Genomic DNA, 25,234 nt, shown 5'->3' with positions numbered 1-25,234 from the left:
GAAAACGATTGTCATCTAACCGGCGGGGTGGGGGTCCTGCTCAGAGCCCGGCGGCGGCATCGGCAGATCGAAGTGGACGATCCCCTGTCCGCCGCCCGGCAGCGCACGCTCGTCGCACACCTCGCGGGCGAGCGAGCGCCAGAACGGCTCGGCGCCGGGAACGGCCGGGTCGGTGTGCAGGTACAGGGAGTCGTAGCCACCCACCCGAGCAGCGAACTCCCCGAGCGCACGCACCAGTTGACGGGCCAGCCCATGCCTGCGGTGTTCGGGGCGCACATAGATCCGGCAGAGCTGCGCGGTGACCCCGGAGGGGAAGCGGTCAGCCACCCACCGCGGATTGGGCGGCGCCTGCGGCCCCCGGTCGCGTACGGCACCGGTGGCGACGATCTCCCCGCCGTACTCGACGACGAGCAGCGTGCAGCGCTCCGGGCGGAGGTAGGCACTGGCGGGGTCGATGATGTCGGCGTGCCAGCGGGGTACATAACCTGACTTCAGGTCGCGGTAGACGGTGTCGAGCATCACGGCCCGGGCACCGCCGACGTCGTCGGCGGTGGCGGTGCGCAGGACGTAACCGGAAGCGACACCCGTGGGGCCGGCCTCCGTCGCGGCCGGCACCGTGCCCACATCCGTCACGCTCGTCACCGGGATCACTCCTGCCTCGTACGGCACATCGCTTGCGGTACCAGCGTACGTGCAAGCGATGTGCAGTAAGGCGGGAGCGCGGCCCCCGGGTGGACCAGGTCAGCCCGCCCGGTAGACCAGTGCCGTCGCGATCCCCGCCAGGCCTTCACCGCGGCCGGTGAAGCCGAGCCCGTCCGAGGTGGCGGCGGAGAGCGAGACCGGGGCGCCCACCGCGGCGGACAGCACCTTCTGCGCCTCGTCGCGCCGCTTGCCGATCTTCGGGCGTACGCCGACGACCTGGACGGCGACGTTCCCGATCTCGTACCCCTCGGCACGGACGATCCGGGCGGCCTCGGTGAGCAGGGTGACGCCGGCGGCGCCGGACCACTCGGGGCGGCCGGTGCCGAAGTGCCGGCCGAGGTCGCCGAGGCCGGCGGCGGAGAAGAGGGCGTTGCAGGCGGCGTGCGCGACGACGTCGGCGTCCGAGTGGCCGGCCAGGCCGGTCCCCTCGCCCTCCCACTTCAGGCCCGCGCACCACAGCTCGCGGCCCTCCTCGAAGGCATGGATGTCGGTGCCGATGCCGACGAGCGGGATGACGGGCGCGGCGGGCCGCTCGGCCGGGGTCTCAGAAGCCATCGTGGGCCCTCCTGCGGGCGAGTACCGCTTCGGCCAGCACCAGATCCAGGGGCCGGGTTACCTTGAACGCCTCCTCGTGGCCGGGGACGACGACGACCGGCTCGCCCAGGCGTTCGACCATGCCCGCGTCGTCCGTGGCGCCCTCGCCGTCGAGTGCGACCTCGGCGTGGGCCCGTACGAGGGTGTCGCGGTCGAAGCCCTGCGGGGTCTGCACCGCGCGCAGCCTGGCCCGTACGGGGGTGGAGAGCACGGGCTCCGGCTCCCCGGGCACCACGGCGGGCTCGACCTCCTTGACGGTGTCGGTGAGCGGCAGGGCGGGGACGACGGCGGCCGCCCCGTTCCGTACGGCTTCGACGACCGCGTCCACCGTGTCGACCGGCACCAGGGGGCGGGCGGCGTCGTGGACCAGGACGACGGCGACGTCCTCGGGCAGCGCGTCGAGGCCGAGGCCCACCGACTCCTGCCGGGTGTCGCCGCCCGGCACGACCAGGTAGTCCGTGCGCTCGGGCAGCGCGTGGTCGTCCAGCAGGCGCTTCACCTCGGGCGCGCCGTCCGGCGGGGCGACGACCACGACGAGGGAGACGGTCCGGGAGGCGGCCATGGCGCGTACCGCGTGGATGAGCATGGGGGTGCCTCCGAGCGCCCGGAGGGCCTTGGGGGCACCAGGTCCGAGCCGTATGCCCCGCCCGGCCGCGGGGATGACCGCGGCGGTACGGAGCGGGCGCGGCCGATCGGGCGGGGGTGGCGTCGAGGTCATCGATTGCACTCCGAAGGTCCGAGGGTTCGGCGGGCCGGCCAGTCAGGTGGTCCGGCAGGTTCGTACGGCAGGTTTGTTTCCACGGGGGACATGGGTAGGGGCCCAGCAAGCCGGGCGTGACGCCCTGACTTGGACCGGGCCCCTTCCGTGACCCCCGGTCGAGCGGGGTTCGCGGCGGCGACCAACGACACAGGGGAGCACCGCGAGAGCACGGGGATCACCGGCAGTCGGGCACTCGATCCGGGTTCTCCATCGAACAGGCCGCAGCATCCGGAGCCGGACATGCCGCAGCGCCCGACGACATACCGTAAATACGGATGGTCAGCGGGCACCGCGGCACATTCTTACGACCGGTGCGATCCGGTTCAGGACGCGAGGACCTCGTCGAGAAGGGCCTCGGCCTTGTCCTCGTTCGTGTTCTCCGCGAGAGCGAGCTCGCTCACCAGGATCTGGCGGGCCTTGGCGAGCATGCGCTTCTCTCCTGCGGAGAGACCGCGCTCGCGCTCACGACGCCACAGGTCACGCACCACTTCAGCGACCTTGATGACATCGCCCGAGGCGAGCTTTTCCAGATTTGCCTTGTACCGCCGGGACCAGTTCGTCGGCTCTTCGGCATACGGTGCGCGAAGCACCTCGAAGACCCGGTCCAGCCCCTCCTGCCCGACCACGTCACGCACGCCTACGAACTCCGCATTGTCCGCCGGCACACGAACCGTCAGGTCGCCTTGGGCGACCTTGAGCACCAAGTAGGTCTTGTCCACGCCTTTGATCTGGCGAGTTTCGATAGCCTCGATCAGCGCGGCCCCGTGATGGGGATAGACCACGGTGTCGCCAACCTTGAACGTCATGTGACAGGTACCCCTTCCGTGGCTATCCAGAGTAACACGAGAATCGCCTCCCCTGAATGGCGTTTTCGCAGGTCAGGGCATATCTCAGGGCTTGACAACAGCAACACGGACGTGCTGCGGAAGGCTTCCGGAAGACGGTATTCGCAGGTGGGAGCGGCTGTGCGACCGGTGGGAAACACTGACGTCGCACAGCCCGGAAGTCCCACAGAAGAGGGCGAAAGTCCCGTTTTGTCGGGTTCCAGATGGCGAACTTTACCTACCCCGTTCGACAGTCGATCACCCGTACGGATGTAAGTGCGCGTGCCCAATGAAATTGATCAAGGCCCGCACCTCACGGCACCTCACGACACCCCTGAAGACACCTCCGCCGACGCCTTTCCCTCGGAATGCGCCGCGCCCCGGGGAATTGATCACCGGGATTATGTGAACGGCACGTGACACGTCGGCACACGCGGCGGCAGAGCCTTCGGCCGCCGTGTGTGCCTGTCCCACCTGCCCCGACGTGCCGCAGTTCCGGGGAGCGCTCCCCGGAAGACCCGCGCGCCCCCGGAGGCGGGTCGGGTGCGGGGCGGGCGGGGCGGCTCGGTAGCCTAAGGCCGCTGACACACCCTGAGGACGGCCTCACGTCACCCCTTCCCGGCCGTCCGCGGGGCGCTCAGCCCAACGCCCGACGTCCGAAGTCCGCAGTCCGATCGTTCAAGGAGTTGCCGCCGCCGTGAGCCGCAGCCTTCGACACGGCGCCCTCGCCGTCACTGCCATCGCGTTCTCGATCGTCTCGCTGTCCGCGTGCGCGGCGGGCAACAGCGCCGAGACGCTCCAGGTCAGGCCGGACAACGCGGCCACCTCGGTGGGCACCATCAAGGTCCAGAACGTGAACCTGATCACGCAGGGCGAGTCCGAGGCCGAGGGCCCCGCCGTGGTCGCCGCGACGCTGTTCAACGACGGCACCGAGACCGAGGTCCTGGAGAGCATCACGCTGCCCGGCACCGACGTCCGGGTGAAGCTCCGGCCCGCCAAGGGCAGCGGCCCCGTCGAGGTCCCGGCCGGCGGCCGGGTCGTCCTCGGCGGCGAGGGCAACGCCTCCGCCGTGATCGACGAGGGCCGCGAGGCCACCCAGGACGGCAACGTCCAGCAGGTCGTCTTCAAGCTGAGCCGCACCGGCGACGTCGGCCTCGGCGCGAGCGTCGTCCCCGCGACCGGCTACTTCAAGGACTTCGGCCCCAGCGGGCAGCCCGAGGCCCCGGCGCCGAAGCCGAGCGGGACCCCGTCCGCGGGCGGCTCCGAGACCCCGGGCACGCCGTCCGGTGAGACCCCGGAGTCCGCGGCGACCGGTACGGAGCAGCAGGGCGGCACCGAGGGCTCCACGGAGACCGGTACGGCCGGGACGACCGGCTGACGCCACCCGCGTACGCACGGAAAGACGTGAGAGGGGCGCTTCCCGGCCGGGAAGCGCCCCTCTCGCACGTAGCAGCGGTTTACGGCTCGAACTTGTACCCGAGGCCCCGCACGGTGACGAGGTAGCGCGGCGCACCCGGGTCGGGCTCGATCTTGGCGCGCAGGCGCTTGACGTGGACGTCGAGGGTCTTGGTGTCGCCGACGTAGTCCGCGCCCCAGACCCGGTCGATGAGCTGCATACGGGTCAGCACGCGGCCCGCGTTGCGCAGGAGCATCTCCAGGAGGTCGAACTCCTTGAGCGGGAGGTCGACCTTGCCACCGGAGACCGTGACCACGTGGCGGTCCACGTCCATCCGGACCGGGCCCGCCTCCAGGGCGGCCGGGGTGACCTCCTCCGGCTCCCCGCGACGGCGCAGGACGGCGCGGATGCGGGCGACGAGCTCGCGTGAGGAGAACGGCTTGGTGACGTAGTCGTCGGCTCCTATTTCGAGCCCGACGACCTTGTCGATCTCGCTGTCCTTGGCGGTGACCATGATCACCGGAACGTTGGAGCGGCTGCGGAGCTGGCGGCACACCTCGGTGCCGGGCAGGCCGGGCAGCATCAGGTCCAGGAGGACCAGGTCGGCGCCGTTGCGCTCGAACTCGTCCAGTCCGTCGGGGCCGGTCGCCGCGATCGCGACCTCGAAACCTTCCTTGCGCAGCATGTAGGACAGGGCGTCGCTGAAGGATTCCTCATCCTCGACGACAAGCACTCGGGTCACGGAAGAGCCTCCGGGGCGGGGAAGGGGTCATAGGAGTCGGTCTCGAACGGGAGCTTGTCCTTGTCACCGACGCCGTTGACGCCGTTGACGATAAGGGGCCCGCCGGTGGTGCGCTCCCTCACGGCACCCGATTCGGGCAGCCGGAGGGTGAAGGTGGAGCCCTGTCCCTCGGAGCTCCAGACGGTGACCTCCCCGCCGTGCGAGGCGGCCACGTGTTTGACGATGGCGAGGCCGAGACCGGTGCCACCGGTGGCCCGTGAGCGGGCCGGGTCGACGCGGTAGAACCGCTCGAAGACCCGTTCGCGGTCCTTCTCGGAGATGCCGATCCCCTGGTCGGTCACGGCGATCTCGATCAGGTCCCCGCCCGGTCCGGTGGTGCGGCGGGCCGCGATGCCGACCCGAGTACGGGCGGGACTGTAGTTGACGGCGTTCTCGACGAGGTTGCCGAGCGCGCCGACGAGCTGGCCCCGGTTGCCCCAGACGGTGAGGCCCTCGGCGCCACCGGAGGCCATGGTGATCTGCTTGGAGCCGGCCTGCTGGCGGCAGCGGTCGATCGCCTCGGCGACCAGCACCTCCACCTTGACGGGCTCCGCGTCCTCCAGCGGGTCGTCGTTCTGCACCCGGGAGAGGTCGATGAGCTCCTGGACGAGGTTGGTGAGCCGGGTCGCCTCGATCTGCATCCGCCCGGCGAACCGCTCCACCGCCTCCGGGTCGTCGGATGCGTCCATGACCGCCTCGGAGAGCAGGGAGAGCGCTCCGGTGGGGGTCTTGAGCTCATGGCTCACGTTGGCGACGAAGTCGCGCCGTACCGCTTCGATCCGGCGGGCCTCGGTGAGGTCCTCGACCAGCAGCAGCACCAGCCGCGAGCCCAGCGGCGCGACCCGGGCGGAGACCGCGAGGGTGTCCCCCCGGCCGGTGCCGCGCCGGGGCAGATCCAGCTCGCCCTGGCGTATCTCGCCGTCGCGCCGGGTGTCGCGGGCCATGGCGAGCATCGGCTCCACGGCCAGTCGGCCACCCCTGACCAGGCCCAGCGCATACGCGGCGGAGCTGGCCTTGACCACGCTGTCGCTCTCGTCGAGGACGACGGCGGAGGAGCTGAGCACGGAGAGGACGGTGTCCACCCCGGGCGGGAGGGCGGCATTGCTGTCCGGCCGCAGCGATGTACGCGTCGGCCGTCTGAGGTCGCGCTCGCTCCAGCGGAACGCCAGCATGGCGATCACACCGGTACAGAGCCCGGCGATCGCTGCAGCTGCGGCGACCGCCGCGTTCACGTCCATGCTTCAAGGTTATGCGGGTGCGCCGACACTCTCCCAGCCGTCCGAGTGCCATCTCGAACACTCGTCGCCCAGAGTTCACCGAGGGGATGGGACCGGTTCACTTAGGGGGCCGGATACGGACGCGTTGCGGCCCCACCGTGTAACCGTGGGGGTCGGTCCGAGACCCCGGCCTCAGTTGGAACTGGAGAGGGACTTCCATGCGCGACGCTTACCACGAGGAACTCGACTCGATCGGAGAAGGCCTGGTCGAGATGGCCCGGCTGGTCGGATCGGCGATCGGACGGGCGACCACGTCCATGCTGGACGCCGACCTGAAGCTCGCGGAGAGCGTGATCGCGGGCGACCAGAAGGTCGACGACCTCCAGCACGACCTGGAGGCGCGCGCGATCGCCCTTCTCGCCCGTCAGCAGCCGGTGGCGACCGATCTGCGGATCGTGGTGACCTCGCTGCGGATGAGCGCCGACCTGGAGCGCTCGGGCGACCTCGCCCAGCACGTGGCGAAGCTGGCCCGGCTGCGCTTCCCGCAGTCGGCGGTCCCGCACGACCTGCACGCCACCATCCTGGAGATGGGCCAGCTCGCCCAGCGGCTGATGGCCAAGGCGGCCGAGGTCATCATCACCAAGGACGTCGATCTGGCGCTCCAGCTGGAGCAGGACGACGACGAGATGGACCTGCTGCACCGCACGCTCTTCCAGCACCTGATGGACGACCGCTGGAAGCACGGCATCGAGACGGCCGTCGACGTGACGCTGCTGGGCCGCTACTACGAGCGTTTCGCGGACCACGCGGTCTCGGTGGCGAAGCGCGTCGTCTATCTGGTGACGGGTGAGCACGCGGACGAGATCCAGGCGGCGTCGACACCGGCGGCGGAGGGCTCGTAGCCGCTACGCGGGAAGCGTCTCCCAGCCGGTACGGGAGAGCGTGCGGGACGTCCGTACGCTCCCGGCGCACGCGAGTCGCACATGCGTTCCTGCACGTGTGCGCCGTTGATGCGCCGTGCGGGCTGGGCATGCAATGGGGCGGGGACGGCGCCAGGCCCGTACGCGGTACGTACGGGCCCTGCCGTCACGTCCCCGGCGGCGGCGCAGCGGCGTCCGCCGCCCAGCCGTACGCCCTGAGGAGGGACCATGGCCGATTCCCCCACGACCGAACCCCAGCTGGAGACCCCGACCGAAGTGGTGCACCTGACCGTGCTCGGCGCCTGCGGCTGCGGCGCGGGCTGCGGGTGCGGCTGCCAGTCCGGTGCTCCGTGCCAGTGCGGCGGCTGCTCGGGCTGACGCGCGCCGCGCGTCCCGGACGGCGTTCGCACGTCCCGTAAGGCGTTCACGGACGACGTTCGCACGCACCGTACGGCGTTCACGGACGACGGCGCCCGCCCGGACCGGTGGTCCGGGCGGGCGCCGTCGTGGGCGCCCTCATGCTCCGGGGCCGCTCAGCCCGCGCGCTCGATCGCCGGCGCCGGGTCGGGCTCGGCCTGGTCCGGCCGGGCCTGGGCGGGTACGGGGGCGGGCTCGGGGACGGCCTCGACCGCGACGATCTCCTCACGGGGCAGGTTGCGCATCAGCAGCCAGTAGCCGAGGCCGGCGACCGTACCGATCACCGCGCAGGCACCCCAGAGCCAGGCGGCGCCGTAGTGGTCGATCACGAAACCGGACATCAGGGGCGCGACGAGGGCGGCGACCGACCAGGACATCGTGTAGACGCCCTGGTAGCGGCCCCGGCCCTGCGCGGGGGACAGCTGCACGACAAGGCCCGTCTGGGTGGGCGCGTTGACGATCTCGGCGAGGGTCCAGACGCAGACCGTCAGGGCGTACACGGCGACGGACCCGGCGAAAGCGGTCAGCCCGAAGCCGTACCCGGCGAGCAGCGAGGAGATGATCAGCAGCCGGCGCGGGTCCCGGTGCTGGATGAAGCGGGTGACGGGGATCTGGAGGGCCACGATCAGCACCCCGTTGACGGCGATGGCGGTGCCGAAGTCGGAGCTGGAGAGCCCGTCGGCCCCCATCGCCACCGGCAGCCCCACGTACCCCTGCTGGAAGATCAGAGCCACCAGGAACGACAGACCCACGACCCCCATGAAGCGCCCGTCGCGCAGGACAGTGGTGATCCGGACCTCGTCCTTGGCCCGCTTCCCGTCGGCGGTCTTCACCGGGGCGGCCTGCGCGGGCCGCGACTCCGGCACCTTCAGGAAGACGACGACGGCGCACGCGAGCACCATCAGGGCCTCGCCGAGGAAACCGGCGAGATAGCTGTACTCGGCGATGAACCCGGCCCCGGCGGACGAGACCGCGAACCCGAGGTTGATGGCCCAGTAGTTGAGGGAGAAGGCCCGCACCCGGTCCTTCGGCGGCACGATGTCGGCCATCATCGCCTGGACGGCGGGCCGTGAGGCGCTGCTCGCCATACCGACGAAGAACGCGACGGCGGCGATGGCGACCGGATGCTCCATGAACCCGAGCACCGCCACGGATGCGGCCATCGACAGCTGCGCGATCAGCATGGTGGGCCGCCGCCCGAGCCGGTCGGTCATCACTCCGGCGCCGAGCGAGGAGATGACCCCGCCGAGCCCGTGGAGGGCGGCGACGAGACCGGCGTACGAGGCCGAGTAGCCCCGGTCCAGGGTCAGATACAGCGCCATGAAGGTGGCGACGAAGCCGCCCAGCCGGTTGACCAGGGTGCTGAGCCAGAGCCACCAGAACTCCCGGGGCAGCCCGGAGACGGTCTCCCGGGCGGCTGTTCTGAGACCGGCGACGGACATGCGGATTCCCCCCACGGGACGTACGGCAGGATCGCCTCGGGTAAGACTCCCGACGACCATCCGAACGTTACGAACCCCGACGCCTCACCCGCCACCGGATTGACGCCCACCGTCAATCGTCGGGCGCGCCCGACACCCCTGCGGGGCCCTGTCCGCCAGGCGGGCGGGCGCGCGGGGGCGGCACGGGTTCGATTACGCTCGGACTCATGGCCGACGCACCGTACAAGCTGATCCTCCTCCGCCACGGCGAGAGCGAATGGAACGCGAAGAACCTGTTCACCGGTTGGGTGGACGTCAACCTCACCGAGAAGGGTGAGAAGGAAGCAGTCCGCGGCGGTGAGCTGCTCAAGGACGCCGGTCTGCTCCCCGACGTCCTGCACACCTCCCTCCAGCGCCGCGCGATCCGCACCGCGCAGCTGGCCCTGGAGTCCGCCGACCGCCTCTGGATCCCGGTCCGCCGCTCCTGGCGCCTGAACGAGCGCCACTACGGCGCCCTCCAGGGCAAGGACAAGGCCCAGACGCTGGCCGAGTTCGGCGAGGAGCAGTTCATGCTCTGGCGCCGCTCGTACGACACCCCGCCGCCGCCGCTGGCCCGCGACGACGAGTACAGCCAGTTCGACGACCCGCGCTACGCGGACCTCCCGCCGGAGCTGCGCCCGGACACGGAGTGCCTGAAGGACGTCGTGGTCCGGATGCTCCCGTACTGGTTCGACAGCATCGTCCCCGACCTCCTCACCGGCCGCACGGTCCTGGTCGCCGCCCACGGCAACAGCCTCCGCGGCCTGGTGAAGCACCTGGACGGCATCTCGGACGAGGACATCTCGGGCCTCAACATCCCGACGGGCATCCCGCTCTCCTACGAGCTGGACGCCGACTTCAAGCCGCTGAAGCCGGGCGGCACGTACCTCGACCCGGACGCGGCGAAGGCGGCCATCGAGGCCGTGAAGAACCAGGGCAAGAAGAAGTAGGCGCCCGCGAAGAAGCCCCCCACCTGCGGGTTGTCCGCTGGTAGGGGGCTTCTCGTCGCTCCTGGGCCGTCCCTGGGCCCTCCGAAGCCGTTCAACACCGGCCGACAGGGACCGATGCGCCCGGCCAGACGGGCACTGACAACGGCTCCGGTCGCTCCGGGCACTGCTCCGGCATCCGGGCGACCCGCTTCCGTACGCTGCCGGCCGGGCAGCGGGTCGGCCTCACCTGGGAAGCCCCCCGGTTTCGGCAGGACGGATACGGTCACCAGGCCCTGAGCATCGTGCCCCACGCCGCGTGACCTCGCTCGGCGCACGGAGAGCGGGTGGGGTCCTCGCGGGGGCGAGCCGTGGTCAGTTCGGAATCCTGGCGGCCACGAAGCCCTCACCGTCCTGGAATTCGACCAGTACGTGGGCGTCGGTGAAGTAGAGCCAGCACTCGTAGCAGCTGTCCACCACCATCTCCGCGTGAGCCGCCACGGCTTGGGCCTCCAGCGCGATCGAAGGCACTGCATGGTTGCCCCAGAAGACGACGACGAGTTCGTCCTCGTCCCCGTAACGACGCACCAACTCGCGCAGCCCGTCCCCGTCGAACTCCTCGGCTCTTTCCAGGACTTCGACGCCCTGCCAGTCCAGGCGCGTCGAGTTCACCGAGGCGAAGCGGTTGAGGCTGACGTCGGCGAAGGCCCGGTCCTCCGCGTACGTCAGCACGATGGCGGCCTCCCCCGGTACGGCGAGCAACGCGGCGATGCTCTCGGGGTGCATCCCGTATCCGGTCGTGGTCACCGGGCGCCTCCCTCCGGAGCGCGCCCGGAGTTCGGCACGAAGAGGCTCAGGCGGTACGCCGTCGGCTGCTCCAGGCGGCCCAAGCGTGTGTCCATCCGCACGGCGGACCGGCCGATCCGCGAGCCCTCCGCCCTCAAACGCCGTTTGCAGGAAGGGCGTTCCGACGCGTCCGGTGACTCCGGGAGCACGCTCCAGTGCCCCGCCCCGCGAGCGAAGCGCTCGGCGGAGGGCCGTGGTTCGCCCGCCGGCCGTCGTCCGCTCCTTGGCTGACCTGGCATCGGACCAGCATCGTCGCTTCGGGCCGGGGAGCCAGGCACCGCAGGCAAACGTGGTGACCCAGCGCGATCCGGTGGTGCACCCGTGGGCCGAACTCCGCGCCTCACGCACTACGGTGGCCCCAAGCTGCCCGGCAGCACCGGCACACCAACGGCAAGGAGATCGGGGAGAGCGATCATGGGCGAGTCTCTGAAGACCTTCGTCGGCGGCACCGAGGTGGAGGTGCCCAACAGCATCCCGGACATTCGCGCCGCTCTGCCCGAGGGGAGACGCGAGGAGTTCGACCTCGCCATCAACGAGGCCGGGGTGCACGAGATTTCCGCCGTCATGCGGCACTGGATGCTGGAGGCCGTCCCCGATCCCGAGGCCGAACGGATCCTGGACCGGCTGGCGCAGGACGAGGCCGAGAGGCGGAGCGTCGCTTGAGCTTCCGCATCTCCTACGCCCCGCCCGCCGACGACACCCTGGCCAAGATGCGCGACGGGCAGTCCTTCCGGGACGAGATGGCCCGCACGCTGGGCCGGGAGCCGTACGGGCACGCCTCCTCCGCCGTCAAGCGCGAGCGGGACCGGCGTGAGGCGACCGTCTCCGGTGCCATCGTCCTCTACTACGTCTCCCGGTCCGTGCTCACCGTCACCGTCGTACGGCTCGTACCTCTGCCCTGAGAGCTTGGGTCCGAGCCCCCAACGCAGGAGGCGCCACAAGAGCCGATCAGCCCAGCTTCTTCCAGGGCGTCCCCGGTCGCGCCCTTCGTGAGCTCCTCGATCGACTTCTTGGCGTCGGCCTTCTTCGGCTCGGTGACCACCCTGCGCTTGGTGGTGGCCTGGCCGAGGCCTTCGGGGCCGAGCCGCTTCCCGCCGCGCTCCCGGCCTTGTCGTTCTTCCCGTCGCCCGCATCCGCGTCGGACGAGCCGCCGCAGGCCGTGGCCGGCAGGGTGAGCGAGACCGCACAGGAGGCGAGGGCGGTACGGCGTACGGCAGTGGCGCGCATGGTTCTTCGTCTCCGGGTCGGGGGGCAACCGCCCCTTTCCGGCACGGCACTTCGACGCTGCCCGGGACGGACCGTCGCAGTGATCCACACTTTACGATCGAAACTGTGAGCGATGATCGGGCCGACTCCCCCTCCCGCGATCGCGATTCGGCTGTGATCATCCTGTGAACGCACCGTGCGCGCCTCCCCTGCACAACCCCCGCCTGTGCAAGCCCCGGCTATACGCCCCCACCCTCCGCACCGCACCGCCGCACCGCCGCACCGCCGCACCGCCGCCGGAAAGGATGTCAGCCACGTGCCCGACCAGGCCCCGCCCTCACCCCTCCCCCGCGTCCTCCGCGCCCTCGGGGTCGGTGACCGCGACCTCGCCTCCTGTACGCCCCTCACCGGCGGCACGTACAACACCGTCACCCGCGTCACCCTCACCGACGGCCGCGACTGGGTGGTGAAGACGCCTCCGCCGCACACCGCCGGACTGCGGTACGAACGTGACCTCCTCGTCAACGAGGTGGCCTTCTACACCGCCGCCGCGCAAGCCGCCGGCGCCGTCATCCCCCGCGTCGTCCACAGCGAGCCGGACCCCACGGCCCCGACCGGCGCGTACCTGGTCATGACCGCCCGCCCCGGCCACCCCTGGGACGGAGTCGACGGCCTACAGGACACCGGGGACCAATCCCGCCTCCGCGACCGACTCGGCTCTCTCGTCGGGCGGTTGCACACCATCACCGGACCCGGCGGCTTCGGCTATCCGGCCGAGCCGTTCGGGCCGCTCGCCCCCACCTGGCGTACCGCGTTCACGGCGATGACCGAGGCCGTGCTCGCCGACGCCGTGACGTACCGGGCGCCGCTCCCGTACGCCGTCGGCCGCATCCGTGCGGTGCTGGCGCGCGCCGCCCCCGTCCTGGACGATGTGACCCGGCCCGCGCTCGTCCACTTCGACCTGTGGCCGGGGAACCTGCTGGTCACCGGGGAGCCGGGGGCGCGGGCCGTCGGCGGGATCATCGACGGGGAGCGGATGTTCTGGGGCGACCCGGTGGCGGACTTCGTCTCGCTCGCGCTCTTCGGGGATCTGGAGGAGGACGGGGATTTCCTCGCCGGATACGCCGAATCGATCGGTGGGCGGCTGGAGTTCAGCGAGTCCGTACGCCTTCGGCTCGCGCTGTACCGGAGTTACCTCTACCTGATCATGCTTGTCGAGACCGTGCCCCGGGGCGTCGGGGAGCAAGCCGCCGAAGAGACAAGCCGGTTGGTGACTCCCCACCTCGTCGCGGCCCTGGACGCCGTCAGCCGTCGGACGAGCGCTTGATCAGGTGGCTGAACGCGTCGAGGTTCCGGGTGGACTCGCCACGCGACGTCCGCCACGCGTACTCCTTGCGGATGGAGCTCGCGAAACCCAGTTCCAGAAGGGTGTTGAACGAGTCGTCGGCCGCCTCCAGGACCACGCCGAGCAGCCGGTCCAGCTCCACGGGGGTGACCACGGAGAGCGGCAGCCGGCCGGCCAGGTAGATGTCGCCGAGCGAGTCGATCGCGTAACTCACCCCGAAGAGGCGGAGGTTGCGCTCCAGGAGCCAGCGGTGCACCTCGGCGTCGTTCTCGTCAGGGTGGCGGACGACGAAGGCGTTGACGGAGAGGGAGTGCTTGCCGACGATGAGCGAGCAGGTCGTCGACAGCTTGCGGGTGCCGGGCAGGGTCACCACGTAGTTGCCGGGCGCGGGGCTCTCCCAGGAGAGCTCGGCGTCGTTCAGCGCCGCCTCGATGACCTGGGCCGCTGCTGTTTCCTCGGGTACGTCAGCCATGCAGCGAGCGTACGTCAGCCCGGGGCGGCGGGCAGGAGGGGCTCAGGCGTGGTGCGGGCCGGGCAAAGGAGGCTCAGCCGTGGTGCGTACGCGCCCGGCGGCGGTGGTCGGCCACGGCCGCCGTGTACACGTCCGCCGTGGCCGAGGCCGCCGTGTCCCAGCCGAAGGACTGCGCGTGCGCCGCCGCCGCCGCCCCCATCCGCTCCACCAGCTCCGGCGCGTCCGCGAACCGTTCGATCGCGCGGGCGTACGCCTCCGGCTCGTGGCCCGGTATGAGGAAGCCGCTGACCTCGTCGCGTACCGCCACCGGAAGGCCGCCCACCGCCGCCGCGACCACCGGCGTACCGGCCGCCTGGGCCTCTATGGCCACCAGGCCGAAGGACTCGCTGTACGACGGCATGACCAGCACCGACGCGGCCCGGAACCAGTCCGCCAGCCGGTCCTGGCCCACCGGCGGGTGGAACCGTACGACGTCGGCGATGCCCAGGCGCGCGGCCAGCTTCTGGAGCCCCTCGGGCTTGGCCAGCCCGCTGCCGCTCGGGCCGCCGACCACCGGCACCACGATGCGGGAGCGCAGGGACGGGTCCCGGTCCAGGAGTACGGCGACCGCGCGCAGCAGCACGTCCGGGGCCTTCAGCGGCTGGATACGGCCCGCGAAGAGAGGGATCAGGGCGTCCTGCGGCAGGCCGAGCCGGGCCCGGGCGGCGGCGCGGCCGTCGGCGGGGCGGAAGCGGTCCAGGTTGACGCCCGGGTGCACGACGGCGACGGCCGAGGGATCGGCGTCGTAGAAGCGGACCAGCTCGTCGGCCTCTTCGGCGGTGTTGGCGATCAGCCGGTCGGAGGCGTGCACGATCTGGGTCTCGCCGATCACACGGGCGGCCGGCTCGGGGGTGTCGCCGTCGGCGAGCGCGGCGTTCTTGACCTTGGCCATGGTGTGCATGGCGTGCACGAGCGGGACGCCCCAGCGCTGGGCGGCGAGCCACCCGACCTGGCCGGAGAGCCAGTAGTGGGAGTGGACGAGGTCGTAGTAGCCGGGGCGCTGACCGGCCCATGCCTGCATCACCCCGTGGGTGAAGGCGCAGAGCTGGGCGGGCAGGTCCTCCTTGGCGAGCCCTTCGTACGGCCCGGCGTCGACGTGGCGGACCAGGACGCCGGGGGCCATTTCGACCTCGGGCGGCAGCGATCCCGTGGTGGCCCGGGTGAAGATCTCGACCTCGATGTTGATCGCGGCGAGGCGCTTGGCCAACTCGACGATGTAGACGTTCATCCCGCCCGCGTCGCCCGTGCCGGGCTGGTGCAGCGGGGAGGTGTGCACGGAGAGCATCGCGATGCGCCGCGGTTTGCGGGATGAGCCGGGGAAGCCGCCGGGGAACCTGATGCGGGGGCCGGACCGGGGGGAACCGAGCCGGGAGACGTACTGGCTCACGTCGTCCGTCCTCCTCATTCAAGGCATGCCACGGAGGGGCGCGGAGCCCTCCGAAGGGCGAGAACAGCGGAATCCTGCCTTTCATTTCCGTTTTGCCAAATCATTACGACGCGGGAGGCGGCGGCATTCCGTGCCCGGGCCCCCTGCGGCCCATGGGCACCCGGGTACCCGCCCCTCCTCCGTCGCATACGCTCACCGCATGCGCCAGCGCCCCATCGGCACCGCCACCCGCGGGACCACCAACCCGAACCGGCTGCGCCGCATGGACCGCTGGATCGCCGCCGTGCACGGCCCCGCCCTGCGCCGCGCGCAGTCCCCCGTGGCCGTCGATCTCGGGTACGGGGCAGCGCCCTGGACCGCCGTGGAGCTGCTGGCCCGGCTGCGTACCGCCGAGCCCCGCACCTCCGTGGCGGGCATCGAGATCGATCCGGAGCGGGTCGCGGCGGCGAAGCCGTACGAACGGGAGGGGCTCACCTTCGTCCACGGCGGCTTCGAGATCCCGCTGGCGGTGCGGCCCGTGCTCATCCGGGCGGCGAACGTACTGCGCCAGTACGACGAGGACCAGGTCGCCGAGGTCTGGGCGCGGCTCTGCTCCCGGCTCGCCCCCGACGGGCTGCTGGTGGAGGGGACCTGCGACGAGATCGGGCGCCGGCATGTGTGGGTGGCGCTGGGGCCCGAGGGGCCGCGCACCGTCACCTTCGCGACCCGGCTCGGCTCGCTGGAGCGCCCCTCCGACCTCGCGGAGCGACTGCCGAAGGCGCTGATCCACCGCAACGTGCCGGGCGAGCCGGTCCACGCGTTCCTGCGCGACTTCGACCGGGCCTGGGCGGCGGCCTCCCCGTACGCGTCGCTCGGCGCCCGGCAGCGCTGGATCGCGGCGGTGCGGGCGCTGTCGGCCGACTGGCCGGTGAGCGACGGCGTACGGCGGTGGCGGCAGGGCGAGGTCACCGTCGGGTGGGACGCGCTGCGGCCCGGCAGCCGCTGAACGATCACCCGACCGGGCGAAAGTATGCTCTTCCGGGGAACAGTGGGAACGCCGTCGGCGTGTCGTTCGTCCTGGAGGGTGGGGATCGAGAGGCGTAGGACACCGGCTGCCACTGCCGTCGCCGGATGCCGACTGCCTCTGTTGCTTTACGGGACGACATGGCACGATCGCGACGTCGCCTGAACGTTACTGATGGTAAGTCAGGTGCGCGCTATCCGGCTTACGTTGCTTTTGTCTTGATTTCGTTCTTGCTGGGGGAGCTCGTGAACCGACGCCACTGTGCCGCCGCGGCCATCACGCTGGTCTGTGCGCTGGGCCTGCTGACCGTTCCGGTCCAGGCGGTGGCCGCACCGGCGCCGGACACGTCGCCGTCCCCTCCGGCCTCCTCCCCCTCCGCGCCCTCCCCTCTCCCCGGCTCGTCCGAGAGGGACCTCGAAAAGGTCCGCGAGCAGATCGAGACGCTCTACCGGAAGGCCGGGGCGGCGACGGACGCGTACAACCTCGCCGAGGAGCAGACCAAGAAGCAGTCCGGCGAGATCGTGAAGCTGGCCAAGGCGATCGTCGACGGCCAGGCCCGGATAGCCGAGCTGAAGGACCGCGCCGGCGCCCAGGCGCGCGAGCAGTACCGCAACGGCGGCCTGCCGCCCGGGGCCCAGCTGGTCCTCAGCAACGACCCGCAGCTCTTCCTGGACGGGGTCAACAAGGTCCGCACCAGCCAGCAGGCGAGCAAGACGGTCCTGGCCGAGCTGACCCGGACCCAGGAGGACCTGGAGACGTACACCCAGGACGCCAGCAGCAACTGGCACAAGCTGGAGACGAACCGGGTCAAGCAGGCCAAGGCCAAGAAGAAGATCAACGCCCAGATAGCCGCAGCGGAGAAGCTCGAATCGCAGCTGGAGAAGAAGGAGCGGGCCCGTCTCCGCCAGTTGGAGCAGGACGCCGCGAACAGGGCGCAGTCCGCCTGGCTCGCCACCCTGCCCATGCCGAACCTCGGCGCCGGCGGCGCGACGACCGCGGCCGGCAAGGCGGCGGTGGCCTTCGCGACAGCGCAGATAGGCAAGCCGTACGTGTGGGGGGCCACGGGCCCCGGCTCGTACGACTGCTCGGGCCTGACCTCGCAGGCCTGGGCCGCGGCGGGCCGGCCGATCCCGCGCACCTCGCAGGAGCAGTGGCGGCTGCTCCCCCGCATCGAGATCCAGGACATGCGCCCGGGCGACCTGATCATCTACCACGCCGACGCCAGCCATGTCGGGATGTACGTCGGCGACGGCGCGATCGTCCACTCCCCGCGCCCCGGCCGCCATGTCACGCTGGCGGGCGCGGGCTCCATGCAGATCCTCGGCGTGGTGCGGCCGGACAAGTAGGACCCTCGGGGGCCTTCGGGCGTACGTGAGGGGCGCCACGTGGCCGGTGCGTGCGCGGGTGATGTTTGTCATGGCCTCTCCGGCGCCCCCGGCGTGCCCCATCCCGCCGGATCCGTGCCAGGAAGCGGCTTATGGCGGCGCATATGACAGCGGCCGGGCCCCGTGCGGCATTCCGTTCCCCCGCCGGAGACCGCTATCGTCCCCGACTGGCGTTCGTCGATCGGCGTACCGCCGCGCCCTCAAGGGGAGGGGAGGACCCGAACCGATGCCCGTACCCGTACCCGTACCGCAGCGACGTGCCGTACCCGCTGCGGAGACCAAGCATGGCGCCGACCTCACCGTCCTGGTGATCGAGGACGACCCGGCGGGCAGCATCACGGGACCCGAACTCTCGGCAGCGGCCGGCACCCGCGTCCGTATCCGCACCGCCCGCAACCTCACCGAGGCCGGGCGGCTGCTCACCGACGACGTGGACTGCATCCTGCTGGACCTCACGCTGTCCGTGCCCGCCACCACGGCGAACGCCGCCGCCCCCGGGCACCGGCCCGAGCCCGCCCCCGGCCGCGCCGACGAGCTGGCGGTGCTCACCCACGTACTGCGGATCGCCCCGCTCCACGCGGTCCTCGTGCTCACCGCGCAGGACGACAGGGAGCTGGCGGCCGAGGCGGTACGCGTCGGGGCGCAGGACTACCTGTACCGGGGCGAGCTGGACGCGCGGGTGCTGAGCCGCGCGATCCGGTACGCCGTGGAGCGGAAGCGGGCCGACATCGCCCAGCACCAGCTGACGGAGTCCGGGCTGCGCGCCCAGGAGAACGCCCGCCTGGAACGCGGCCTGCTGCCCACCCCGCTCCTGGAGGGCTCCGACCTGAGCTTCGCCGCCCGCTACCGGCCGGGCCGCAGCCGCGCCCTCCTCGGCGGCGACTTCTACGACACCGTCCGCACCCCCGACGGCACGGTCCACGCGATGATCGGCGACGTCTGCGGGCACGGACCGGACGAGGCGGCGCTCGGTGTGGAGCTGCGGATCGCCTGGCGGGCGCTGACGCTGGCCGGGCTCTGCGGCGACCGGCTGCTCTCCACCCTCCAGCAGGTGCTGGAGCACGAACGGCAGAGCGAGGAGATCTTCGCGACGCTCTGCACCGTCGACATCGCCCCTGACGGCCGCCGCGCCGGGCTCTGCCTGGCCGGCCACCCGGCACCGCTGCTGGCCCGGCACGGCCGGCCGGCGCGACTGCTCCCGTACGAGGACGGCGGCCCGGCGCTCGGGCTGCTGCCGCGCGCCCGGTGGCCGCGCCGCCAGGTGGAGCTGGGGGCGGAGTGGAGTCTGATGATGTACACGGACGGGCTGATCGAGGGCCGCGTCGGGGCGGGCAGCAGTCAGCGGCTCGGCCAGGACGGCATGGTCGCGATGGTCAACAGCCGGCTGGAGCAGGGGCTCGCGGGCGAGGAGCTGCTGGAGGCGGCCGTCGCCGAGGTGCGCGAGCTGAACGGCGGCGAGCTGACGGACGACGTGGCGGTGCTGCTGCTGGGCCGCGCCCCGGAGCGGATACGGCGACGGGGCCGGAGCGCCTCGCACCCCGGCCCCGTGTCGACCGCTCCTGCCGTCCCCGCGGCCGCGAGCGTTCAGCGACCGCCGTTGTACGGCCCGTAGGGCCCGTCACTGCTGGAACCGCCCCGGCGGCCACCGCCGCTGCCCCCCGAGACCTCCTTGAGCGCGGGCCGTACGTCGACCATGAACACGATCGACGCCACCACACCCGCGAGCTGGAGGAAGAGGAACGGGATGAGCAGGTTCACGGCCACGGCGACGCCGAGAATGATCAGCCAGAAGGACTTCTTCTTCTTGTCGGCGGCCCGGTAGGCGTCCTCCCGGGCGGTCGCCGCGAAGACGAAGGCGACCACGGCCAGCACCAGCATGCCCAGGTAGAGCAGCTGGAGGAGTGAGCCGAATGCGGAGAGCAACATGGTGGGAACCGCCTAGTGAGTGGATGAGCGCCCTGCGGCCAAGGTACCGGGACAACGAACCGCGCACCGTTAAAGGTGCCCGCCCCGCGCCCCGGTCACTCTTCGTACGTACGGGACGGCACCGCCGGGGTCACTTCCCGGCGGGCGGGGTGGTCTTCCTGGCCGCGGACTTGCGCGGAGCGGGAGCCTTCTTGGCGGGCGCGGCCTTGGCCTCGGCGGGCGCGGCACCGGCCGGGGCAGCGGGCTTCGCGGCGGGCGCGGTCTTCACGGCCGTGGGCTTCGCGGCGGGCTTGGTCGCGCTCCTGGTCGCGGCGGCGGCCTTCGGCTCGCTCTTGACCGCGGGCTTCGGGGCGGGCGCGGCCTTCGGCTCGGCCTCCACGACGGCGGCGATCTCGACGATCTCGTCGGCGGTCTCACCGCGCCAGGTCCGCACGGTCTGCTCACCGTGCTCGGCGACCTTCTCGTACGTCTCCCGGGCCCGCACCGCGTACTCGGCGGCGATGCCCACGCCGCGCAGCGCCAGGTCCTGAGCGCTCTCGCCGAGCTTCTTCAGGTCGACGGCGTCCAGCGCCCCGAACGCCTCGGTGACCTTGGCCTGCACGGTGGCCTGGGCCTCCTTGGCCTGCGTGGTCACCTTCTCCTGCACGGCCTTGGGGTCGGTGTTGCGTACGGCCTCGAACCGCTCGGGCGCCTCGGCCCGCAGCTGCTCGATCAGCGCCGGAACCTTGAGCGCCTGCTGCACGGCCAGGTCGGCCGTACCGGCGGCGAAGTAGAGGGGCGTGCGGTCGGTGAGGGTCTTGCGCAGGTCATCGGTGATGGCCATGACTGTGGTCCTCCCGGATCATCAGAAGCAGCTGGTGCTGTGGCTAGCTGTGAGGGTTGTCGTCTTCCGTGGCATCCGCCTTGAGCGTCGGGCCCGCTTCAGGCACCCCGGCCGCTCCAGGCGCCTGGCCGGTCCCGTCGATCCCGTCGGTCCTGTCCGTCCCGCCGGCCGTGGACGTCCTGGGCGTCCCATCCGCCTCGGGCACGAACCCGTTCTCGCGGCGGAAGGAGTCGTAGATCTGCAGCAGAACGTTCTTCTGCCGCTCGTTGATCGACGGATCGGCCAGAATCACCGCCCGCGTCTCAAGCTCCTCCCGCTCCCGCTCGTCGAGGATCCCCGCCCGTACGTAGAGGGTCTCGGCCGAGATCCGCAGCGCCTTGGCCACCTGCTGCAGCACATCCGCACTGGGCTTGCGCAGGCCGCGCTCGATCTGGCTGAGATACGGATTCGACACCCCGGCGGCCTCGGCGAGCTGCCGCAACGAGAGCTGCGCGGCGTTGCGCTGCTCCCGGAGGTACTCACCGAGATTGCCGACGTTGAGTGATGCCATGGATCGATACTGCAACACCGGTGCTAACTATTGCAAGCGCATGCTTGCAATAGTGTCGCGCGCCACGTGTGTGCTTATGTGGCTCGCAGCGACAACTGTCACTTCGCGGGGGGGTCTGTCGCGCTGATGCCTGCCGCCCTTCCCATCTCACCGGCCGGTAAGGGCACCGACAACAGGATGTACCGGCTCGGCGACCAGCTACTCATGCGGTTGCCGCGTACCCCGGACAACGCGAAGGCCGTACGCAAGGAGCAGACGTGGCTGCCGATGTCGGCGCCGCACGTTCCCTGCCGAGGCCTGGTTGAGCCTGACGTCCTGGAGATCCGGCCGAACCCCTGACCTTGTTCCGAAGATCGTTCTGTTGGAGGCTGAGGCATGCCGAATCTGCCGACCTTCGTTCTTGTCCATGGGGCCTTCGCGAACTCGTTCTCGTTCGCACCCTTGCAGGCCGAACTCGCCCTGTTCGGCCACCGGTCGGCCGCGGTCGACCTGCCGGGGCACGGGTTCGAGGCGACCTTTCCCGCGGCTTACCAGGCGCCCCAGGATCTCGGCGCCCTCGCCGCGGAGCCGGGAAGCATCAGAGGGGTGAGGCTCGCCGCCAACGTCGCCCGCGTGATCGAGGTGCTCGAACGGGCCAAGCGGAACGGGCCCACCGTCCTCGTCGCCCACAGCAGGGGCGGGGCCACGATCACTGCCGTCGCCAACGCGCGGCCCGAGCTGATCGACCGGATCGTCTACGTCTCCGCCTGGTGTCCCGTCGATCTCGATGTGGCCGGCTACTACGCCGAGCCGGAGATGGCGGACGTCGACCCGGCCGCCTTCGCCGCCACGCTCGTCGGCAACCCGGCCGAACTCGGTCTGCTCCGCACCAACTTCCGCACCGCCGACCCGGCGGCGCTCGCCACGTTCAAGGAGGCCTTCGCCGCCGACCTCACCGATGACGAGTTCCGTACCTTCCTGAACACCTTCCAGCCCGACGAGAACCTCGACGCCGGTACGCCGGCCGACCGGGCCCAGGCCGCGACCTGGGGGCGGATCCCCAGGACCTATGTCCGCCTGGCCGCCGATGTCAGCGTGCCGCCCGCCGTCCAGGACCGCATGATCCGCGAGGCGGACGCGCTCACCCCCGACAACCCCTTCGACGTCCGCACCCTCGAAGGCAGCCACCTCCGCTGGCTCGTCCACCCGCGGCCCGCCGCCGAGCTGCTCGCCGGCCTGGCGGCACGCTGACCCGGCCTCCATCCCACCGCTGCCCGGTACCCACCTTTTTGTGGGTACTGGGCAACGGGCGTTCACGGGTCGATCCTGATGGAGGAGGGGCCGAACGGTCGGCCTCCTCCAGGACAGGGAGTGAGCGTGTGATGCGTCAGGAGGCCGACTCGGGCTCGGTGAGCCTCGCCAGGCGGCGGTGGCCCCAGTCGGAGAGGGCGTCGAGGAGTTCGGAGAGTTCCTGGCCGTCCTCGGTCAGCGAGTACGTCGTCTTCAGCGGCAGTACGTCATGCACCTCCCGGCGCACCAGCCCGTCGGCCGCCATCTCGCGGAGCGCCTGAGTCAGCACCTTCTCGCTGAGGCCCGGCAGCTGACGGCGCAGCTCGCCCGGGCGGCGCGGTCCGGACGACAGCAGCCAGATCAGGCCCGTCTTCCACTTTCCGTCGATCACAGCGATCGCGGCGGTGACCCCGCAGACGTTCACGTCCTGGGCGCGGCTGCGCGTCATCATCTCCCCGTTCTCTGAGAACACACCTATGCGATTACAGGAGTTGAGCTATGTCTCTGCCGAGTGAGCAGCATGACCGGTCTGCCGTCACCGTCCTGGGGCTGGGACCGATGGGGCGGGCCCTGGCGGGCGCGTTCCTCGCTGCCGGGCTGCCTACCACCGTATGGAATCGGACGCCTGGACGGGACCGGGAGCTGGTCGTACGTGGGGCGGTCGGCGCTCGCTCGGCCGAAGAGGCCGTTTCCGCGAGCGCGTTGACCGTCGTCTGCGTCGTGAACTACGACGCCGTGGACGCGATTCTGCGGCCCGCCGCGGTCACCGGTGCGCTCAAGGGGCGCACGCTGGTCAATCTGACGGCCGACACCCCGGACCGGGCCCGCGACGCGGCGGCGTGGGCGGCGGGGCACGGCGTCCGGTACCTGGACGGGGCGATCATGACGCCGACCGTGACCATCGGGACCCCCGACGCCGTACTCATCTACAGCGGACCCGAGGACCTCTACCGCGAACACCGTTCTGTACTCGACGCGTTGGGCGGCACGCACACCCACCTGAGCGAGAAGATCTGCCGGGCGGCGGCCTACGACATCGCGCTGCTGGACATCTTCTGGACCGCGATGTCCGGCTTCAACCACGCCCTGGCGGTGGCCCGGGCCGAAGGAATCACCGCCCGGGAGCTGGCCCCCTTCGCCGCCGGGATCGGCGCCATCCTGCCGACGATCTTCTCGGAGGTCGCGGAGGAGGTGGACCAGGGGACGTTCTCCGGCGAGGGCAATCCGCTCACCTCGGCGGCGTCCACCATGGCCCACGTCATCCACGCCTCCGAGGCCCACGGCATCGACGCGGGCGTCATGCGCGCCGCCGAGGGCCTCGCCCGGCAGGCCATCGGGCTCGGTCATGGCGCGGAGGGGCTCCACCGGGTCTCCGAGTTGCTGGGGCGGGCGGCAGCGTTGCACAAGTCCCGCCAGGATTAGCTTAGTTGGCGTGCGCACGAGAGTCGCCTCGCCGTTCATACGAATGCCGAACAGCCTTCACGTCCGTACGGAACGCCGGTACCGCCGACGCCCGAAGATCCCGTCGTACATCCGCGCCATCCAGCTCTCCGGCGGCAGGCAGGCCGTCGATGTGACGGTGATCGGCGACGGGAAGGCCGTCGCCGCGGAGGTGCGGCGCTACCGGGACGCCGGGGCCACCGAGGTGGTCTTCGCGGGGACGGAGGTGGCCGGGGACGCCGATCGGCGCCGTACCTGGGCGCTCCCTCGGGGAGCTGGCCGGCTGACGCGTCACGGGCGACGGGGTGGCGTCGCCGCTGCCGCGTACCGGGTCGCCAAGTGCCCGAACGCTGCCGCCAGTTCAGGTGGTCCGATCACCTCGATGTCCGCGTCGAACCTGCCGATCGCGGCGGCCAGCCCGAGCCACGACCACGAACCCAGGACGAGGCGGCATCGGTCCGGGCCGAGTTCCTCGACGATCCCCTCGCGGGTGTGGCGCAGGACGTCGGCGGCGGGGAGGCCGAGGATCACCTCGCCTCGGCAGGGCCATCCGCCGACGCCGTCCTCGGCGGCCGTGGTGACGCCCCGGAACCGAGCGGTGATGAAGGCCGCCACGCTGCCGCCGGGCAGCTCACGTGGGGTGAAGCGGGGACCGGTGGGGGTACGCGGGGCGATCCGGTCGGCGCGGAAGGTCCGCCAGTCGTCCCGTTCGAGGTCCCAGGCCACGAGGTACCAGCGCCGGCCCCAGGTGACGAGGTGGTGGGGCTCCACCCGGCGGGGCGGGGGCGGGTGCTCCGGCCCCTGCCCCGATGCCGATCCCGGGTTGTGATCGGAGGGTCCTCGCGAGTCGGCGGACCCTCGCGCCACGCTCGACGCCGGACTGTGATCGGAGGGTCCCTGCCCCGATGCCGGCCCCGGGCCGGGATCGGAGGGCTCCCGCACCGACCCCGCCCCCGCTCCGTGGCCAGAGGACCCCCGCCCCGCCCCCGACACCGGCCTGTAGTCGAAGCGCAGCACCTCGCGTGCGTGGACGGCGGACCCGAGCGCCATCAGTACGCCGCCGTCCACCTGGGGCTCCGGGCGGGCGGCCGGGCGGTCCACGGCCGTGACCTGGAGGGTGTCGACGCGGTGGCGCAGGCGGGCGGGCAGCACCTGGCGGACCGTGTGCAGTGCGCGGGCCGCCGCCTCCTCGATCCCCGCGCCCGTGGTCGTCGCGATCTGCAGGGCGACCGCCAGGGCCACGGCCTGCTCGTCGTCGAAGAGGAGCGGCGGCAGCTCCGTACCCGCGTCGAGGCGGTAGCCGCCGTCCGGGCCCTTCATGGCCACCACCGGATAGCCGAGCTCCCGCAACCGGTCCACATCGCGGCGTACGGTACGCGGACTGACGTCCAGCCGTTCGGCCAGCAGCGCACCCGGCCAGTCCCGGCGTGCCTGGAGCAGGGAGAGCAGCGACAGCAGCCGCGCTGAGGTTTTCGGCATGACATCCATGGTGCACGGAGTAGCGGACACAACCTGTCCGCTTCTCTTGGGATGGTGGACCCGTGCC

Annotated in this window: 27 protein-coding genes and 1 pseudogene; 13 read left to right on the top strand and 15 right to left on the bottom strand. The window is 71.5% G+C overall.

Annotated features, from left to right (window positions below; genetic code table 11):
• Positions 1-15 precede the first annotated feature (15 nt).
• The 4 genes from D6270_RS18705 to D6270_RS18690 form a co-directional block, all read right to left on the bottom strand.
• On the bottom strand, positions 16-648 hold the full coding sequence (locus tag D6270_RS18705) for a GNAT family N-acetyltransferase (protein ID WP_391040152.1): 633 nt from the start codon (positions 646-648) through the stop codon (positions 16-18).
• A gap of 93 nt (positions 649-741) precedes the next feature.
• On the bottom strand, positions 742-1,257 hold the full coding sequence (gene ispF, locus D6270_RS18700) for a 2-C-methyl-D-erythritol 2,4-cyclodiphosphate synthase (protein ID WP_109164400.1): 516 nt from the start codon (positions 1,255-1,257) through the stop codon (positions 742-744).
• Entirely contained in the window at positions 1,247-2,014 is a 768-nt protein-coding gene (gene ispD, locus D6270_RS18695) for a 2-C-methyl-D-erythritol 4-phosphate cytidylyltransferase (RefSeq protein ID WP_109164401.1), read from the bottom strand. The genes ispF and ispD overlap by 11 nt, the downstream gene beginning before the upstream one ends.
• A gap of 365 nt (positions 2,015-2,379) precedes the next feature.
• On the bottom strand, positions 2,380-2,862 hold the full coding sequence (locus tag D6270_RS18690) for a CarD family transcriptional regulator (RefSeq protein WP_006380568.1): 483 nt from the start codon (positions 2,860-2,862) through the stop codon (positions 2,380-2,382).
• A 715-nt stretch (positions 2,863-3,577) separates the two neighbouring features.
• On the opposite strand from D6270_RS18690, the gene D6270_RS18680 reads away from it, so the two are divergent.
• Positions 3,578-4,258, top strand: a complete 681-nt coding sequence (locus D6270_RS18680) for a DUF461 domain-containing protein (RefSeq protein ID WP_109164402.1) — start codon at positions 3,578-3,580, stop codon at positions 4,256-4,258.
• 79 nt (positions 4,259-4,337) lie between these two features.
• Here the strand turns inward: D6270_RS18680 and D6270_RS18675 are convergent, their stop codons facing one another.
• Together D6270_RS18675 and D6270_RS18670 are read right to left on the bottom strand one after the other, a co-directional pair.
• Positions 4,338-5,018, bottom strand: coding sequence for a two-component system response regulator PhoP (locus D6270_RS18675; RefSeq protein ID WP_003968183.1), 681 nt, complete (start codon positions 5,016-5,018; stop codon positions 4,338-4,340).
• The gene (locus D6270_RS18670; protein ID WP_109164403.1) at positions 5,015-6,295 is read right to left on the bottom strand and encodes a two-component system sensor histidine kinase PhoR; all 1,281 of its coding nucleotides are present in this window, start codon (positions 6,293-6,295) and stop codon (positions 5,015-5,017) included. Before D6270_RS18670 ends, D6270_RS18675 begins: the two co-directional genes overlap by 4 nt.
• A 197-nt stretch (positions 6,296-6,492) precedes the next feature.
• On the opposite strand from D6270_RS18670, the gene phoU reads away from it, so the two are divergent.
• Both phoU and D6270_RS33215 read left to right on the top strand, forming a co-directional pair.
• Complete coding sequence (phoU, locus tag D6270_RS18665; protein WP_109164404.1) at positions 6,493-7,176, top strand: phosphate signaling complex protein PhoU; 684 nt, start codon at positions 6,493-6,495, stop codon at positions 7,174-7,176.
• A gap of 246 nt (positions 7,177-7,422) precedes the next feature.
• A complete protein-coding gene (locus D6270_RS33215) occupies positions 7,423-7,572 on the top strand; it encodes a hypothetical protein (protein WP_204117091.1) in 150 nt (49 codons plus the stop codon).
• 155 nt (positions 7,573-7,727) lie between these two features.
• On the opposite strand, the gene D6270_RS18660 is transcribed toward D6270_RS33215, so the two are convergent.
• On the bottom strand, positions 7,728-9,053 hold the full coding sequence (locus D6270_RS18660; RefSeq protein ID WP_109164405.1) for an MDR family MFS transporter: 1,326 nt from the start codon (positions 9,051-9,053) through the stop codon (positions 7,728-7,730).
• A gap of 206 nt (positions 9,054-9,259) precedes the next feature.
• Here D6270_RS18660 and D6270_RS18655 point away from each other — a divergent pair, with 206 nt between their 5' ends.
• Entirely contained in the window at positions 9,260-10,021 is a 762-nt protein-coding gene (locus D6270_RS18655) for a phosphoglyceromutase (protein WP_018511069.1), read from the top strand.
• A gap of 351 nt (positions 10,022-10,372) precedes the next feature.
• On the opposite strand, the gene D6270_RS18645 is transcribed toward D6270_RS18655, so the two are convergent.
• Entirely contained in the window at positions 10,373-10,804 is a 432-nt protein-coding gene (locus D6270_RS18645) for a hypothetical protein (RefSeq protein ID WP_109164406.1), read from the bottom strand.
• A gap of 453 nt (positions 10,805-11,257) precedes the next feature.
• On the opposite strand from D6270_RS18645, the gene D6270_RS18635 reads away from it, so the two are divergent.
• The 3 genes from D6270_RS18635 to D6270_RS18620 all read left to right on the top strand — a co-directional run bounded on the left by D6270_RS18635 (position 11,258) and on the right by D6270_RS18620 (position 13,376).
• Entirely contained in the window at positions 11,258-11,506 is a 249-nt protein-coding gene (locus D6270_RS18635; RefSeq protein WP_109164408.1) for a hypothetical protein, read from the top strand.
• Positions 11,503-11,745 carry a hypothetical protein gene (locus D6270_RS18630; protein WP_109164409.1) on the top strand — a complete coding sequence of 81 codons (243 nt, stop codon included), beginning with the start codon at positions 11,503-11,505 and terminating at the stop codon, positions 11,743-11,745. The genes D6270_RS18635 and D6270_RS18630 overlap by 4 nt, the downstream gene beginning before the upstream one ends.
• Before the next feature lie 620 nt (positions 11,746-12,365).
• A complete protein-coding gene (locus tag D6270_RS18620) occupies positions 12,366-13,376 on the top strand; it encodes a phosphotransferase family protein (RefSeq protein WP_109164410.1) in 1,011 nt (336 codons plus the stop codon).
• On the opposite strand, the gene D6270_RS18615 is transcribed toward D6270_RS18620, so the two are convergent.
• Together D6270_RS18615 and mshA are read right to left on the bottom strand one after the other, a co-directional pair.
• Positions 13,354-13,866 carry a type III secretion system chaperone family protein gene (locus tag D6270_RS18615; RefSeq protein ID WP_109164411.1) on the bottom strand — a complete coding sequence of 171 codons (513 nt, stop codon included), beginning with the start codon at positions 13,864-13,866 and terminating at the stop codon, positions 13,354-13,356. The two genes, D6270_RS18620 and D6270_RS18615, sit on opposite strands and share 23 nt — an antisense overlap.
• Positions 13,867-13,939: 73 nt before the next feature.
• On the bottom strand, positions 13,940-15,292 hold the full coding sequence (gene mshA / locus D6270_RS18610; protein WP_109164412.1) for a D-inositol-3-phosphate glycosyltransferase: 1,353 nt from the start codon (positions 15,290-15,292) through the stop codon (positions 13,940-13,942).
• Positions 15,293-15,491: 199 nt separating this feature from the next.
• Between mshA and D6270_RS18605 the strand changes: the two genes are divergently transcribed.
• From D6270_RS18605 to D6270_RS18595, 3 genes are all read left to right on the top strand, one after another.
• Positions 15,492-16,277 (top strand): class I SAM-dependent methyltransferase, encoded by a 786-nt coding sequence (locus D6270_RS18605; RefSeq protein ID WP_109164413.1) that lies wholly within the window; start codon positions 15,492-15,494, stop codon positions 16,275-16,277.
• A 263-nt stretch (positions 16,278-16,540) separates the two neighbouring features.
• Positions 16,541-17,641, top strand: coding sequence for a C40 family peptidase (locus D6270_RS18600; protein WP_109164414.1), 1,101 nt, complete (start codon positions 16,541-16,543; stop codon positions 17,639-17,641).
• Positions 17,642-17,906: 265 nt separating this feature from the next.
• Positions 17,907-19,292 (top strand): PP2C family protein-serine/threonine phosphatase, encoded by a 1,386-nt coding sequence (locus D6270_RS18595; RefSeq protein ID WP_109164415.1) that lies wholly within the window; start codon positions 17,907-17,909, stop codon positions 19,290-19,292.
• Here D6270_RS18595 and D6270_RS18590 read toward each other — a convergent pair.
• The 3 genes from D6270_RS18590 to D6270_RS18580 all read right to left on the bottom strand — a co-directional run bounded on the left by D6270_RS18590 (position 19,265) and on the right by D6270_RS18580 (position 20,979).
• Positions 19,265-19,606 carry a DUF2516 family protein gene (locus tag D6270_RS18590; protein WP_030566729.1) on the bottom strand — a complete coding sequence of 114 codons (342 nt, stop codon included), beginning with the start codon at positions 19,604-19,606 and terminating at the stop codon, positions 19,265-19,267. The genes D6270_RS18595 and D6270_RS18590 overlap by 28 nt on opposite strands.
• A 130-nt stretch (positions 19,607-19,736) precedes the next feature.
• A complete protein-coding gene (locus D6270_RS18585) occupies positions 19,737-20,429 on the bottom strand; it encodes a hypothetical protein (RefSeq protein WP_109164416.1) in 693 nt (230 codons plus the stop codon).
• 43 nt (positions 20,430-20,472) lie between these two features.
• A complete protein-coding gene (locus D6270_RS18580) occupies positions 20,473-20,979 on the bottom strand; it encodes a helix-turn-helix domain-containing protein (protein WP_109164417.1) in 507 nt (168 codons plus the stop codon).
• Between the two features lie 375 nt (positions 20,980-21,354).
• Here D6270_RS18580 and D6270_RS18570 point away from each other — a divergent pair, with 375 nt between their 5' ends.
• The gene (locus D6270_RS18570) at positions 21,355-22,209 is read left to right on the top strand and encodes an alpha/beta fold hydrolase (RefSeq protein ID WP_109164418.1); all 855 of its coding nucleotides are present in this window, start codon (positions 21,355-21,357) and stop codon (positions 22,207-22,209) included.
• Positions 22,210-22,345: 136 nt separating this feature from the next.
• Here D6270_RS18570 and D6270_RS18565 read toward each other — a convergent pair whose 3' ends face one another.
• On the bottom strand, positions 22,346-22,696 hold the full coding sequence (locus D6270_RS18565; RefSeq protein ID WP_109167378.1) for a winged helix-turn-helix transcriptional regulator: 351 nt from the start codon (positions 22,694-22,696) through the stop codon (positions 22,346-22,348).
• Positions 22,697-22,746: 50 nt separating this feature from the next.
• On the opposite strand from D6270_RS18565, the gene D6270_RS18560 reads away from it, so the two are divergent.
• Complete coding sequence (locus tag D6270_RS18560; RefSeq protein WP_109164419.1) at positions 22,747-23,670, top strand: NAD(P)-dependent oxidoreductase; 924 nt, start codon at positions 22,747-22,749, stop codon at positions 23,668-23,670.
• Positions 23,671-23,764: 94 nt separating this feature from the next.
• Positions 23,765-23,975 (top strand): annotated as a pseudogene (locus D6270_RS18555) (LLM class F420-dependent oxidoreductase); the annotation flags it as partial.
• Positions 23,976-23,979: 4 nt separating this feature from the next.
• Here D6270_RS18555 and D6270_RS18550 read toward each other — a convergent pair.
• On the bottom strand, positions 23,980-25,167 hold the full coding sequence (locus tag D6270_RS18550) for a helix-turn-helix transcriptional regulator (protein ID WP_161029460.1): 1,188 nt from the start codon (positions 25,165-25,167) through the stop codon (positions 23,980-23,982).
• Between the last annotated feature and the right edge of the window lie 67 nt (positions 25,168-25,234).

It is taken from the genome of Streptomyces griseus subsp. griseus (assembly GCF_003610995.1).
GTDB lineage: Bacteria > Actinomycetota > Actinomycetes > Streptomycetales > Streptomycetaceae > Streptomyces.
The sequence above is the reverse complement of the archived record's forward strand: the minus strand, read 5'-3'. Positions and strand labels throughout refer to the sequence as shown.

What these genes read in the sequence shown, in the direction of transcription:
- ispF (WP_109164400.1), bottom strand. Translation starts at nt 1,257, where the DNA reads ATGGCTTCTGAGACCCCGGCCGAGCGGCCCGCCGCGCCCGTCATCCCG.
- ispD (WP_109164401.1), bottom strand. Translation starts at nt 2,014, where the DNA reads ATGACCTCGACGCCACCCCCGCCCGATCGGCCGCGCCCGCTCCGTACC.
- D6270_RS18690 (WP_006380568.1), bottom strand. Translation starts at nt 2,862, where the DNA reads ATGACGTTCAAGGTTGGCGACACCGTGGTCTATCCCCATCACGGGGCC.
- D6270_RS18670 (WP_109164403.1), bottom strand. Translation starts at nt 6,295, where the DNA reads ATGGACGTGAACGCGGCGGTCGCCGCAGCTGCAGCGATCGCCGGGCTC.
- phoU (WP_109164404.1), top strand. Translation starts at nt 6,493, where the DNA reads ATGCGCGACGCTTACCACGAGGAACTCGACTCGATCGGAGAAGGCCTG.
- D6270_RS33215 (WP_204117091.1), top strand. Translation starts at nt 7,423, where the DNA reads ATGGCCGATTCCCCCACGACCGAACCCCAGCTGGAGACCCCGACCGAA.
- D6270_RS18660 (WP_109164405.1), bottom strand. Translation starts at nt 9,053, where the DNA reads ATGTCCGTCGCCGGTCTCAGAACAGCCGCCCGGGAGACCGTCTCCGGG.
- D6270_RS18655 (WP_018511069.1), top strand. Translation starts at nt 9,260, where the DNA reads ATGGCCGACGCACCGTACAAGCTGATCCTCCTCCGCCACGGCGAGAGC.
- D6270_RS18635 (WP_109164408.1), top strand. Translation starts at nt 11,258, where the DNA reads ATGGGCGAGTCTCTGAAGACCTTCGTCGGCGGCACCGAGGTGGAGGTG.
- D6270_RS18615 (WP_109164411.1), bottom strand. Translation starts at nt 13,866, where the DNA reads ATGGCTGACGTACCCGAGGAAACAGCAGCGGCCCAGGTCATCGAGGCG.
- D6270_RS18605 (WP_109164413.1), top strand. Translation starts at nt 15,492, where the DNA reads ATGCGCCAGCGCCCCATCGGCACCGCCACCCGCGGGACCACCAACCCG.
- D6270_RS18595 (WP_109164415.1), top strand. Translation starts at nt 17,907, where the DNA reads ATGCCCGTACCCGTACCCGTACCGCAGCGACGTGCCGTACCCGCTGCG.
- D6270_RS18590 (WP_030566729.1), bottom strand. Translation starts at nt 19,606, where the DNA reads ATGTTGCTCTCCGCATTCGGCTCACTCCTCCAGCTGCTCTACCTGGGC.
- D6270_RS18585 (WP_109164416.1), bottom strand. Translation starts at nt 20,429, where the DNA reads ATGGCCATCACCGATGACCTGCGCAAGACCCTCACCGACCGCACGCCC.
- D6270_RS18580 (WP_109164417.1), bottom strand. Translation starts at nt 20,979, where the DNA reads ATGGCATCACTCAACGTCGGCAATCTCGGTGAGTACCTCCGGGAGCAG.
- D6270_RS18570 (WP_109164418.1), top strand. Translation starts at nt 21,355, where the DNA reads ATGCCGAATCTGCCGACCTTCGTTCTTGTCCATGGGGCCTTCGCGAAC.
- D6270_RS18565 (WP_109167378.1), bottom strand. Translation starts at nt 22,696, where the DNA reads ATGACGCGCAGCCGCGCCCAGGACGTGAACGTCTGCGGGGTCACCGCC.
- D6270_RS18560 (WP_109164419.1), top strand. Translation starts at nt 22,747, where the DNA reads ATGTCTCTGCCGAGTGAGCAGCATGACCGGTCTGCCGTCACCGTCCTG.
- D6270_RS18550 (WP_161029460.1), bottom strand. Translation starts at nt 25,167, where the DNA reads ATGCCGAAAACCTCAGCGCGGCTGCTGTCGCTGCTCTCCCTGCTCCAG.